Here is a 13,476-nt window from a genome sequence, read left to right on the forward strand (position 1 = left end):
AATTGTGGGGTTAATGTATTACTTAAGATTTAAAGCTTCGTCAATACGATTGATTAAATCAAAGTAGTGAGCTTTTGTAGCTTTATCTCCTGTATTCTTCTTTTTTGATAATTGCTTTTTGATTTTGATTAACTCAGCTTTTTTGTATGAAGTAACTTCAGATACTCTTTTCATAACTGTGTAGTTAATGTTTCTCAATTCTTTATTTTCTACAAGGTGATTACACAATGTTGGAAATTGTAAAGAAGTGTTAGCAACTAATCCTTTTTTATTCGTTTTCTCAAATAACTTGTTTACATCAATAATTAATGCATCAACATAATTCTTTTGAGTCATACGGTCGAAAATTGAAAGGCTTTTGCCTTTATTTGTTTTTGCAAAAATCTCACTATTAAGCATTGTAAACAAGTCATTAATAGTAAAATTCTTTTCAGTTTTCATTTCAGCTTCTAATACTTCATTTTCTAATAGACGCAATAAGCGTTCGTCCATCAAAGTGTAGTATATAGTAGTGTATTGTAATTCTCTTGCTAATGAGTAAGGAGAATATTCAAATGGACCTACAGGAGAGTCTTTTAAACTATATGTTTTTTCTACAACATCATTAAAGAATAACCAATTTGGAATTTCTAATGCGTGTTTAGCCAAGTATTCAACTGCTCTTTTTTGTGTATCGTAAGGTACAGGTGCGTATGCTTTTTTGTTGTTTCCGTATACAGCATGGTCTAAATAAACCCCTCCGATATTTGAAAGTACATGTTGGTTATACATTTGCCACTGTCCAACAGCTCCCATGTATAATTTACCAGCTTCATAATAATCCTCTCCCTCGTCGTAAGTCCAAGGAATAATATTTTTAACTACTATTTTTAAGTTTTCAAGTCCATATTCACTTGCTTTCATAGCGTCATCACCTAAGTCTTCAGATTGAGAACGTGGGTCAACGATGTTTAAGAAACTTTGTTGCTCTCCATAGAAATACATAGGATCATCTTGATGATCTTCAATCATTTTACGAAGTGCTTTTTTCTCTGTTTCTTGGTCAGGGTACCAACGATATCCCCATTCTATAGCATATTTGTCATATAACCCGATTTGAGGTGTAATTGCAGTAACTCCGTCTTGTGGTTGTGCTACGTAGTTATAACGTGCATAGTCCATAATAGAAGGAGCAGTTCCTCCCATTTTATCAGTAAACTCTTTAGAACGCAATGAATCTACAGGGAAGGCGAAAGAGGCTCCCATATTGTGTTTTAAGCCAAAAGTGTGTCCAACTTCGTGAGACGAAACAAAGCGAATAGCTTCACCCATGTGTTCATCTGTAAATTTGTTAGCTCTTGCTTTTGGATCAATAGGACCAGTTTGAATTCTCATCCAACTATGAACAGATGTCATTACATTATGCCACCAAATTATATCAGCCTCAAGGATCTCACCACTTCTTGGATCCATTACTGAAGGTCCCATAGCGTTAGCTTTTGGTGATGCGGCATAGGTAATAACAGAATAACGAACGTCATCAATATCGAAGTCTAAGTCGTTTTCTGATGGTTCTTTTGCAATAATGGCATTTTTAAAACCAGCTTTTTCAAAAGCTACTTGCCAATCGTGAACTCCAGCTATTATTTTTTGTCTCCATTGTGGTGGAGTAGCAGGATCAATATAATATACAATAGGTTTTTTTGGTTCTACTAATTCACCACGTAGGTATTTTTCAATATCCTCTTCTTTTGGCTCCATACGCCATTTAGTAATGAATTCACGTTGCTCCATTTTGTGTTGTGCATCGCTAAAATACCAGTTTTTTTCAGTGAAGAAACCTACTCTTTTATCTGCAATACGTGGTTGCATAGGTTCTTTTGCAAGTAATACAATATTACTTGTTACACCTAATGAAACAGGCATATCTCCAGTTCCTTCATTTACACTTGTAGTCATTAATGACTTTACAACAATGTTTTCTGGAAATGTTTTTACACCTTCTATAAATGATAAGTTTGTTTTAATAGATGTTGGAAGTCCTAATCCAGTTAATACGTCATTAAAACTTTTTTGACTTCCGTCAAAAACTTTATTTACTTTAATTACTGTTGAAGTAGAATCAGGGTTTTGTGCTTCAATATCAAATACCTCAAGTACAGATTGAATAAAGTTGTTTTTAACTGATTCTGTTATAGCGTCTTTTTCTGGAGAGGTAACACGTGTTGTCTCTGTTTTAACCCATACTTTATTCGCTAAAGTGTCTTTGTGGAATGTAATTAATTTATTTTCGTAATTCATTCCTTTATTTGCTCCAGCATCATTAACTTCTAATGGAACTTGGGATAATTTATTTACAATTAAGAATTGGCGGTTTAATAAGCTATCTGGAATTTCAAAATACACATCCGTTTTTACTTGAATTGTATTGAACATTCCCTTCTTATAAGTTCCTTTCTTTAGTAAATCAGCATAGTTGTTTTTTTTACTATCTGTTGAATCCTTTTCTTTGGTAACTTCTTTTTCAGCTTTTGGTGTTGCTTTCTTTTTAGGAGTAAAGGCATAAGTTGCCTGTGATAGCCCACAAGAAAGTAGTAATGCACTGATAGTTAGTTTTACCGCGTTTTTATTCATTCCTATTTAAAGTTATAGTTAAATTAGGCTAAAGCTACTCACCTTAACTTTAAGCATAAAATTTTAAAGAGTGAATGGCTTGAAAAATGGAGTGAATGGTTGTTTTTTTAATTAGAATAAAGGTAAGATACACACGAAAGTATCGCCTTCTTGTCTTGCTATAAAATCAGGTTTATTGTAATATTTATAAATTGACTGTAAGTATTTTAAACCAAATAACTCTCCCTGTTGATGAGACTTTTTAGGGTTGTAATTGTTAGTTACAACAATATAATCACGTTCAATAATGATTTGAATTAATAAAGGGTTTTCAGTTGTAGCTATATTGTGTTTCAATGCATTTTCAACTGTTATTTGTAGGGCGAGATAAGGGATTTTTTTATCATTATGCTCTTCATTTTTATTAATTAATTCAAAGTGTATTTCTTTCGAAAATCTAAGTTGTTGAAGTGTAATATATTTTTGAATAAAGGTTATTTCATCATTCAAATCAACGATATTATCTTCGGGAGGGGTAATTAGATAGCGGTATGTTTTGCTCAGATTTAATGTGAATTTTTGTGCTGTATCTGGATTAATATCAATGAGCATATAAAGTGAGTTTAATGAGTTAAACAAGAAATGTGGGTTGATTTGATTTTTTAGTTGCTGTAACTGCATTAATGCTTTTTCTTTTTTCACCTTTTCGTTTTCTATCGCTAATTCTTTTTTCTCTAAGTGCGCACGTTTGTTAGCTTGACTAAAAAAATAAAAAAGAATGACAATTAAAGAAACAGTTGTAATAAAGATAAGTATAGTATTTCTTTGAATAGGTTTTATATTGTCGTCTACATTAAACTTTGGAAAATTTACTGTGATATACCCCTTGAAATTCTTAGAGTTAAAGGGGCTTATAAAGCGAAATACTTCTAAATTTAAGTATTCAGACAGTACTACTGGAGGTTCTTTAGCTTTAAAGGAGCTAATAGTATCTTGTGGTTTCAGACTTGATAATTCAAATACATTTTTTCCAATAAGACTTATCTCAGGATGGTAAATACATAATCCTTCTTTGGTGAAGATATATGCGTAATTAGGAGTTGAAACATCTATTGTTGTCAAATATTTATGAAAACTCTCCATATCTAAGGTAATCCCATAGATTAGTTTATTGCCTTCTTCTAAAGAACGACTATTGTAAATTAGCCAGTAGTAATGGTTATCTTTAACCACAAAGTTGTTTACTAATGAGGAAGTTGGGTTAGCTAAAATTGTCTTTACAAAAGTGTGATCATTGTGAAATTGTCTATTACTACCGAGATAATAATCAATGACTTGGTTTTGTTCGTTAACAACCAAAAACCAATTCAATCGAATTATATTTCCGTTGTTATAAACTTTTGACAAAACATCAAATTTCATCTTCAAATCTTGAATAGAACTTGTTTCTGTGATTTCAGCTAAGGACAATAGGTGTTCATCTAAATTCTGAAACTCCATTTCAAGAGCCCCTAATTTTTGATAAAAGTTCTTTTGTGTAATATATTTATAGGTTTCTTGATTGCTGTTATTTATAGATGAACTCAAGAAGTAAATAGAAATCATTGTTATAGCTAAAATAGCTGTTCCAATTGCAATAAATGCTTTTCGAGAAATGTATCTGTTGTTAGGCGTTTTCAAAGGGGACTTAGATTTATTACTTATAAATTAGATAAGGATTACGTTTTTGTTTGAACTTTTCTAAACCACTTTGCCAAGTAGTTCTTATTTGTTGTTCCGTTTTACCAGCAATTATTTGCTCTTTTAATGCTTTAGTACCTGCTAATTTAATAAAGAAATTATTAAAAAAATTAGCTTTATCTGTTGAATTTTGATAAGCTTTTAATAACCATTTGATTTCAAGTTTGTTTACATCTGTTTCTTGAGATAAGTTTTCTCCGTAACATAGCTTGCCATTATGCATTGGATCTTTAGCTCCAGCATTCGGTTTTGGAGTGAAAGTGTAAGGCATATTGGTTAAATAAGGAGACCCGTATACTTGAAATTGTAAATTTGTACCTCTACCAGAACTAACATTTGTACCTTCAAAGAAACAAAGACTTGCATATAAGTTGATTGCTTTTTGATTGGGTAAGTTTGGAGAAGGAGGCACAGGTAATGCATAAGTAATATTGCGATTGTAGTTTGTAATTGGTACAATTGTTAGGTCACATTGTACTCCTTTATTCAACCATTTTTCACCATTAATCATCTGAGCGTATTCACCAATTGTCATTCCGTGCATTGTTGGAATAGGATGCATACCAACGAAGCTCTTATTTTCCATTTCTAAAGTAGGTCCGTCTATTATATCAATATTTGGATTAGGGCGATCTAAGACAATAAGAGAAATGTTGTTTTCAGCACAGGCTTCCATCAAGTAATGCAATGAAGAAATGTAGGTATAAAAACGTGCGCCTACATCTTGTAAGTCAAAAAGCATAATATCAATTCCTGCTAAGTGTTCTTTAGATGGTTTCTTACTATTTCCATATAAAGATATAATTGGTAATCCTGTTTTAATGTCTTTACCATCTTTAATTAGTTCACCTGCATCAGCATTTCCTCTGAAACCATGTTCAGGTGCATATATCTTTTTTACAGCTATATTATTAGTTAATAGAAAATCAACAATAGAAGTATCGTAATTATCAGTAGATTTATTACTTCTAATTACCCCTGTTTGATTAGTTAAAATCCCTATATTTTTGTTTTGTAATTTATCAAAATACAATGCTGTGTTTTCAGCACCAACTAATAAAGTAGTGTCAATGCTTTTTGTAAGAGGCTTTTTATTTGTAGCACGACAATTTACAATTAAGGAAGAAACCAATAGACATACTAAGAATAAAAATGTATTTTTGAACGTTGAATTTGATACCATATTTACTTTGAAATTAGAATATTTTATAACCAAACGTTTAGTTACGTCAAGTAATTATAAAAGTAGTATTTCTGCTCCAATTATAAAAATTGCAATAACTGCTATTGCTTTAGGGATTATTATGATGTTAATATCCGTAGCTACTGGTTTGGGCTTGAAGTACAAAATTAGAGATAAAATCTCAGCTTTTAGTGGTCATATCATTATTACTAATTATGATAGCAATGTAAGTGACTTAACTTTGAAACCTTTAGATAGAGATATTATTAATTCTGACGCCTTTAAAAAGGTAGATGGGATTGAACAGGTACAAGTGTATGCATCAAAGGCTGGTATTATTCGTACAGAGACTGCTTTTGAAGGAATTATCTATAAGGGTGTAGATTCACTTTATAACCTTGGAGAAATAAAAGATTATCTTGTTGCTGGTCGTTTACCAGAAATGGGAAAAACAATGAGTAATGAAGTGTTGCTTTCTCAATATATGGCAGATCGTTTGCATTTAAATGTAGGGGATAAAATGACTACATACTTTATGAAAGATTGGGGAAATAAAGTGCCTAATGTTCGTCAATTTGATATTGTTGGTATATATAATTCAGGCTTACAACAATTCGATGCTAATATTGTTATTGGAGATTTGAAACACGTACAGCGTTTAAATAGATGGAACGAAAATGAGATTGGTGGTGTAGAAGTATTAGTTAAGAATTTTGATGAAATAGATAAGAAGGGAAGTGAGTTGTATTTAGAGTTACCATCTACAGTAGACAGCAAAACGATTACAAATAAATATGCTAATATTTTCGGATGGATAGAAATGTTTGACTTTAATATTATGGTTATTATTATCATTATGGTTGCTGTCGCATCAATTAATATGATCGTTGCCTTATTAGTTTTAATATTAGAACGCACTCAAATGATAGGTATTTTAAAAGCATTAGGGGCTAATAATTGGTCTATTCGTAAAATGTTTTTGTACAATGCAGTGTATTTAATTGTGAAAGGACTTATATATGGTAATGTTATTGGTTTAGGGGTCTTAATGATTCAGAAGTATACAGGCATTATCAAATTAGATCCAGTAGCTTATTATGTTAGAGAGGCTCCTGTGTTAATTCGCTTTACAGATGTATTACTTTTAAATATAGGGGTTATAGTTATAGCAATGTTAGTGTTATTAATACCATCTTATATGATTACGAAAATATCGCCTGTAAAAGCGATACGATATGATTAGAAAAATAAAAGAATATGTTCACAACCGGTTATAAATTAAGTTTATGACCGGTTTTTTTTTTGAATACTCAGAAAGTAAGTGGTAGGGCTCTTTATTAATATAAAGAGTAAAATAAATGAAAAGGGGGAATTTATTTTTACGTGACTTTGATATAAGAAAGCGGGTCCAATAAAAAAAGATTAGTCTAAAGTGCTTTACTTTTATATTGAAGTATTCAGCATAAGGGGGTATATTTATTTTTAATTGTCAGTTCAATTGTGTTGTCGTTTGTATAGTTGATAAACAGACCTGATAAGCAGTTTGTTTTGAGTTTCTCAAATAATTAAAGGGGGTACTTAAGTAGTGTATTTATGGGCTTGTTTTAGATTAGTACCACATTAATACCACATTTGTACCACACTTCTTCGGGAAAAAGGCTTGTTTTTCGAAGGTGTGTGGTACTAATGTGGTAGATGTGTCGAACATGGTACGTGTAAAACTACCCTATGATATGTTCTTTATCAAAATAACAATCCAAGGTGTTATAATTTAAATCTTTGTTTTTTTTTAAAGATGTTTGTTCTTACTATCCAAGAAAACTTTCAAGTAATAGATTAATGATAGGGTGAATTAAGCGATACTAATAGCCTTAGTTATATTGTCATCTAACGTATAAATTTCATCTGTATCTGCAATGTTTTAGTTGTGTTAGGTATATTATTTAGTATTAGGTATATTTTAAAAACGTGTTATAAGTAATAAATTTAGTCTATTGTTGTATATTTTATTTCAATTATGTGAATTATATAAAATATAATTATTTGTAATTATTCTATTTTATTATAGTCGCATTTATTTGAACTGAGTCTAAATAAATTAGTTTACATTCTAATTCTTGTCTAATTTTGTCTCGAAGTTTCAAATTTATATTTAATGATACGTTTACATAAGGTATTGTCAATAGCTTTAGTGCTTTGTGCCTTTTTTAGTAGTTCTCATATTCTTGGACAAGATAAAGGGATAGACTTAACTATTTCTATACAAGATGAATATAAACAATCGATAAGTGATGTAACTATTCTCGTTAGTAATGCTACAAAACAGCTGGTAGGTATTACAAATACAAAGGGGGTTGTAGATTTTAAGTTGTCTGCGGACAATTATAGAATAGAGGTTACACATATTGGTTATAAGCGTTCTATAACACAGCTTAATTTATTGCAAAAAGAGGCCATTACTATTCAATTGACTTCTTTATCTAATATTTTACAGGAGATGGTAATTACCGCAAAAGAAGGGAAAGGATTGACTTCTACTTCTGTAATAAATCGACAAGCGATGGAGCACTTGCAACCTTCAAGTTTTTCAGATTTAATGGAACTTCTTCCCGGAGGACAAGCAAAAGATCCTGTATTGACGGGTAAAAATCCAGTGTTACTTCGCGAAACAGGTAAACAAGGGTATGACACTGGTTCTCTTGGGGTACAGTTTATATTAGATGGAAATCCTATTAATACTAACGCTGATTTACAAGCTTCTTCTTATCAGGAACAAATGTTGAGTAGTGGTAAGGTCGATGCTAAGAGAAATACGATTGGAACAGGGGTAGATATGCGTGCACTATCAACGAACGATATTGAAAGTGTAGAGATAACAAGGGGTATTCCAACTGCTGCTTATGGTGATTTAACTTCTGGATTAATTCAAATCAAAAGAAAGATTGGTTATACGCCTTTGCAAGCTCGTTTTAAAGCAGATGGTTTTAGTAAGATGTACTATGTTGGAAAAGGGGTAGACACACGTAGTGGTTGGAAGCTAAATCTAAGTATGGATTATCTGGATGCAAAGAATGAACCGACTAATACATTGGAAAATTATAAACGTATTTCTACTTCTTTTCGTACGGAGAAGTCTTTTGTTGTTAATGGATATGATTTAATATGGAATGCTAATTTGGATTACAATAGTACTATTGATAATGATAAATTTGATCCGGATAGTGGTTATGCACGTACGGATAGATATAAAAATACAAGACAAAATATAAGTATAGCTAATAACTTTAAATGGGAGTTTGATAAAGAGAATGTGTTTAAAAAGATTACCTTGAATACTGCTTTTTCTCAAGGTATAGACGATATAAAAGGAACTACATTTGTACAACAAACAGGCTTTAAAGCTATTTCTATAAGCCGTGAAAATGGGATTAATCAAGGGTATTACTTGCCTTTGTCTTATGTGTCAGACTTTAGAACAGAAGGGCGTCCATTAAATATTAATGTTAAGTTACAAACGGAATTAGGGTTTAATACAATTGGTATTACTCATAATATTGAAACGGGGATTGACTTTAGATATGCTAAAAATAATGGTAAGGGGGAAGTTTATGATCCTTTGCTTCCGCCATCTAAGGGACTTGTAAATAATAGAACAAGGCCTTTTAAGGCTATTCCTGCTTCTCAGATATTAGCTGGATTTATTGGGGATAGAATGGAATATGAGGTATGGAACCAACATTTTCAGTTGTACACAGGTGTGCGTTTATCTAAGATGTTGCGAATTGGAAGTGATTTTAGTACAAGTGATAGAGTTTATGCTGAACCTCGTGTTAATTTTCAATGGGGACTTCCGGATGTTAGGTTAGGACAAGATGTGTTGAAAACGGATGTTACATTAGGTTATGGTGAATTGTATAAACAGCCTACGCTTTCGTTGCTTTATCCAAATGATAGGTATTTTGATATGCTTGAAGTGAATTATTTTGATCAAGCAAACAATAATAGTTACGCACAGTTTAACACTTTTAAGTTGAATACGGAAAATCATTCGTTAGTTGCTGCTAAGAATATAAAGAGAGAAATTCGCCTTGATTTATCTTATAAAAAACATAAGTTGTTTGTGACTTATTTCAACGAGCGTATGAATAATGGGTTTAGGGATGTGAATTACTTTAGAGGGTTTGAATACAAAAAGTATGAGACGACTGGATTGCAGTGGAACGATGATTTAGGACGACCTAATTTAGAGGGAACATCATACGAAGATAGATTACTACATTATCAATATAGTATGCGTGAAAATGGAAGTAATACGTTTAAAGATGGGATTGAATTCGGGTATAGTTCGCCGAGAATTGAGGGAATTAATACACGTTTTACTTTAAATGGAGCTTGGTTTAAAACAATATATTCTAATAGTTCTGATTTTTATTATCGTCCAGGAATTACATTGAATGGAAAGGATTATCCTTATGTCGGAATTTACGCTGATGATAATGGGTATAAGAAATCATCTATGGTTTATAACCTTGTTATTGATACGTATGTGCCGAGTATTGATATGAATATTTCAGCTTCTTTACAAGGGGATTTGTTTAGAAGAGAACAAATGCTAAATCGCGTAGCTGAACCGTATGCGTATTTTGGATTTGACAATGAGGTACACTCATTTACTGAAGAGGATAAAACAGATCCAATGCTACAAAATTTAGTAAGAAATGTTTCTACTACTGATGGGATGCAAACACGATTGCCTTTTACGTTTAATGCTAATTTTAAGGTGTCTAAACGAATTTATAAATCAGTGAAAGCCTCAATGTTTGTTAATAGATTGTTTACACATTACCACTCATATACTTTAAATGGCGTGAAAGTAAACAGAAAGGATACTGAAGGTCCTTATTTTGGAATGGAGATTAATTTTAATATTTAAGAATACAATACAGATGAAGTTAAGAGTACTATATATTTTGCTAACTGTTTTTACTTTGGGTATTTCAGTTTCTTCTTGTTTGAGTGATGATGATGTTACTGCTGGCATAAATCAATCTACAGTTGTTTCTATCAACTTTAAAGCAAATGGAGTAAAGGAGTTTAAGGAGTTGGAATTAGAATTTACAGAGATTAATACGGGGTTAGTGACAAAAGAAAAAGCGGTAGGTGTGTCGTTTTATTCTATTGCATTACCTACTGGAGCATACCGTATGTCAGTTGAGGGTGCTGCTTTTTTAGAGGATGGAGAGGAAATTAGAGTAGGTGGTGTAAATGATAAATTAGATGCTTCAGGACAAGTGCTAAATTTAGTGGTTGATTTGAGAGTGAAACAGTTTAGTAAGGATTTTATTTTTGAAGAAATATTTTTTACGGGAGTGAAAACATTGGAAGGGAAAGCATATAACTCAGGGCAATATTTTAAGATAGTAAATAATACGGATGAGGTTTTATATGCGGATGGATTGTTAATTTGTAAGTCAGAGTTTTTGACTACGACAGATAATAATGAGACACCTAATGTTTTTGATAGTGCTTTTCCTGTTGATGGCGTATTAATGTTACCTGGAAAAGGAAAGGATTATCCTGTAGAGCCTGGAGATTTTATTGTAGTTGCTGATAATGCTCAAAATCATAGAACAGCAAACATCCCTGGTCCTGATTTGACTAATGCTGATTTTGAATTTCCTATAGTAGAAAGTCCGGCAATTAACCAGCCTGATAACCCAAATGTACCTAATGCAATTGTAGTTTATACAAATATGAAGTATAGTATGTTTATTATGCATAACAGAGGGTATAAAGGACATGTATTGGCGCGTTTACCTGAAGGTGAAAGTGTGGAGTCTTGGTTGGCTAATCATAAGTATGATTATTCTTATGTAAATGCTACAGGTAAGGAAACGAAAAAGTCAGCTTATAAAATTCCGAATGCGTGGATTGTAGATGGGGTTAATAGTAGTATTGTTCCTAAGTTTCAACGTTTGGTAATGGGAGCATCTTTAGATAGTGGATTTTCTTATTGTGGTTCGTCTGAAAGTGATGATTCGCGTTTTGGTAAAGCGATAAGAAGAAAGTCATTAGGACAGAATACTGCCGGGCGTAATGTTTATAAGGATACTAATAATTCGACAGTTGATTTTATTCCAGATAGCCCAGCAAGTTTGCTTAATGGAATTAGTCACAAGTAAAAAGAGGTTGTTGTGGAATTTAGATATATAAAATTGGTTTGTGTTCTTTGTGGGGTGTTTTCTTTGGGAGGGTACGCGCAAACAAAAGATACTTTGTCTTTCTATAATAAGATAGAAAACCAATACAGTGCTGAACGCGTGTTTAGTGAGTCATTTTTTACTAATAAAGCAAGGATGACCGTGTATAGTGATTTGTCTTTTTCTGAGTTAGGTGTAAACTACCAGCAGGATAAGAAGGATGCATACGTGTTACAAGATGGTGATGGGTTAGAAGGTTTTAAGATTAGTACTAATTCATTTCAACATTTGAAAGGGAATAAAGTGGTTTGGGGAAGCGCTTCTTATATAAACCAACGCCAGCAGAATATGGTTTGGAATGAAAGTTTAGATAAGGATATAATTGGTCCATATATCGTAGCTGATTCGGTGGGAGGAACAATGAAACAGGAAGTTTACCAGTTTGCGGGTGGTTTTGCTAAGCAATGGAATAGATGGGTACTTGGAGGGGAAGTGAATTATGTGGCTAAAAATGGATATAGACAAGTAGATCCAAGGCCTAAGAATACATCGTCTATATTTAAAATGAACCTTGGAATTGATTACAATTTTTATCGAGATTATAAGATTGGTGTGTTTGGAGATTTTAATAAGTACACACAAAATAGTAGTGTGAAATTTGTGAGCGAAATCAGCAAACCCTATGTGTATCATATGAGTGGATTGGGTAGTTATAACTATTTTTTTAGTGGTGCTAAAGATTTGGTTTCTACTTTTGAGGGATTTGGATACAATGTTGGCGCTACTTTAGCTAAGGGTAGAAATAAGAGTTTTGTGTTACAAGGGGTAATAGGAAAGTTTAATCTAACAAAGAATAGAGGAGATTCAGGTGTTGATGCGTATGATTTAGCGAAGTTAGAAACAACGACTTATACAGTTGGTGGATTAAAATTTTTTGACTTTGGTCAACATAGGGTAGGAATGAAGCTGAACTACTGGTTAAAAGAGGCTATTGGTACAGAATATTTCTATACACAGAATGCAAAGATAATAACGCGATTAGCTGAGAAAGAATTGTATAAATACATTGAAAGCAATTTCTTTAGTGAGTTATTTTATCAGTATAAAGATGAGGCCAATCGCTTGGTTGCTATTCCTTCTTTTGGAGTTGAACAAAATAGTGAACGAAGAAAAGATACTTTTGCAAAGCAACGTTTTACATATATTCACTTTGGATTGACTATAGATTATATGCGACAAATATCTAAGTCTGGTGTTTTAAATGTGAAACCGTACCTCAAGGTTAGAAATGTTAAGGAAAGTACGAATAAGTTAGTGGATTTTACTTCTCAAAAAGGTGTAACAGAGATGTTGTATTCAAACTTTGAGGTTATGAATGCGAATTATAAACAAATAGGTTTGGTAGCTCGTTATGATTTACAGTTAGAGAAGGTACCTGCTTTTTATGTGCAAGCGCAAGTAGAACAGACAAAATATAACATTAATAAATCAAATAATTATATGGGAGTAGCAGTTGGTGTTACTTTCTAACAACAAATAGAATACAAAATGAGAAAGTAGACATGCCCCAAAAAGTTAGACACTTTTTGGGGCATTTTTTATGAGTAGAAAACAGAAATACAATTTTGAATTTAAGTTAGGTATAGTAACTATTATTTTGGAAGGTAAAGACAGTATGAGGGGACTTTCTCGATCAGAAAAAATCAGTGAGTTTAACCTTTATTTTTGGCTTAAACTATATGAAGTTTATGGAGAACAAGG

The 13,476-nt window shown here is 32.2% G+C and carries 8 protein-coding genes; 5 read left to right on the forward strand and 3 right to left on the reverse strand.

Annotated elements, in window-relative coordinates:
• Nucleotides 1-18 precede the first annotated feature (18 nt).
• The 3 genes from BLT46_RS08280 to BLT46_RS08290 form a co-directional block, all read right to left on the reverse strand.
• Nucleotides 19-2,613 (reverse strand): zinc-dependent metalloprotease, encoded by a 2,595-nt coding sequence (locus BLT46_RS08280; RefSeq protein ID WP_090409035.1) that lies wholly within the window; start codon nucleotides 2,611-2,613, stop codon nucleotides 19-21.
• A 111-nt stretch (nucleotides 2,614-2,724) separates the two neighbouring features.
• Nucleotides 2,725-4,272: a histidine kinase gene (locus BLT46_RS08285; protein ID WP_245722966.1), complete on the reverse strand. Its 1,548-nt coding sequence runs from the start codon at nucleotides 4,270-4,272 to the stop codon at nucleotides 2,725-2,727.
• 16 nt (nucleotides 4,273-4,288) lie between these two features.
• Nucleotides 4,289-5,515, reverse strand: coding sequence for an exo-beta-N-acetylmuramidase NamZ family protein (locus BLT46_RS08290; RefSeq protein ID WP_090409057.1), 1,227 nt, complete (start codon nucleotides 5,513-5,515; stop codon nucleotides 4,289-4,291).
• 7 nt (nucleotides 5,516-5,522) lie between these two features.
• On the opposite strand from BLT46_RS08290, the gene BLT46_RS08295 reads away from it, so the two are divergent.
• From BLT46_RS08295 to BLT46_RS13335, 5 genes are all read left to right on the forward strand, one after another.
• On the forward strand, nucleotides 5,523-6,758 hold the full coding sequence (locus tag BLT46_RS08295; protein WP_090409038.1) for an ABC transporter permease: 1,236 nt from the start codon (nucleotides 5,523-5,525) through the stop codon (nucleotides 6,756-6,758).
• Between the two features lie 912 nt (nucleotides 6,759-7,670).
• Nucleotides 7,671-10,448, forward strand: a complete 2,778-nt coding sequence (locus tag BLT46_RS08300) for a TonB-dependent receptor plug domain-containing protein (protein WP_090409041.1) — start codon at nucleotides 7,671-7,673, stop codon at nucleotides 10,446-10,448.
• Nucleotides 10,449-10,461: 13 nt separating this feature from the next.
• Entirely contained in the window at nucleotides 10,462-11,697 is a 1,236-nt protein-coding gene (locus BLT46_RS08305) for a DUF4876 domain-containing protein (RefSeq protein ID WP_090409060.1), read from the forward strand.
• A gap of 12 nt (nucleotides 11,698-11,709) precedes the next feature.
• Nucleotides 11,710-13,245: a DUF6850 family outer membrane beta-barrel protein gene (locus BLT46_RS08310; RefSeq protein ID WP_143021879.1), complete on the forward strand. Its 1,536-nt coding sequence runs from the start codon at nucleotides 11,710-11,712 to the stop codon at nucleotides 13,243-13,245.
• 70 nt (nucleotides 13,246-13,315) lie between these two features.
• On the forward strand, nucleotides 13,316-13,476 hold a 161-nt coding region (locus tag BLT46_RS13335; RefSeq protein ID WP_143021880.1), incomplete at its 3' end, for a transposase.

Source organism: Myroides phaeus (genome assembly GCF_900099675.1).
GTDB lineage: Bacteria > Bacteroidota > Bacteroidia > Flavobacteriales > Flavobacteriaceae > Flavobacterium > Flavobacterium phaeum.

What these genes read in the sequence shown, in the direction of transcription:
- BLT46_RS08280 (WP_090409035.1), bottom strand. Translation starts at nt 2,613, where the DNA reads ATGAATAAAAACGCGGTAAAACTAACTATCAGTGCATTACTACTTTCT.
- BLT46_RS08290 (WP_090409057.1), bottom strand. Translation starts at nt 5,515, where the DNA reads ATGGTATCAAATTCAACGTTCAAAAATACATTTTTATTCTTAGTATGT.
- BLT46_RS08300 (WP_090409041.1), top strand. Translation starts at nt 7,671, where the DNA reads ATGATACGTTTACATAAGGTATTGTCAATAGCTTTAGTGCTTTGTGCC.
- BLT46_RS08305 (WP_090409060.1), top strand. Translation starts at nt 10,462, where the DNA reads ATGAAGTTAAGAGTACTATATATTTTGCTAACTGTTTTTACTTTGGGT.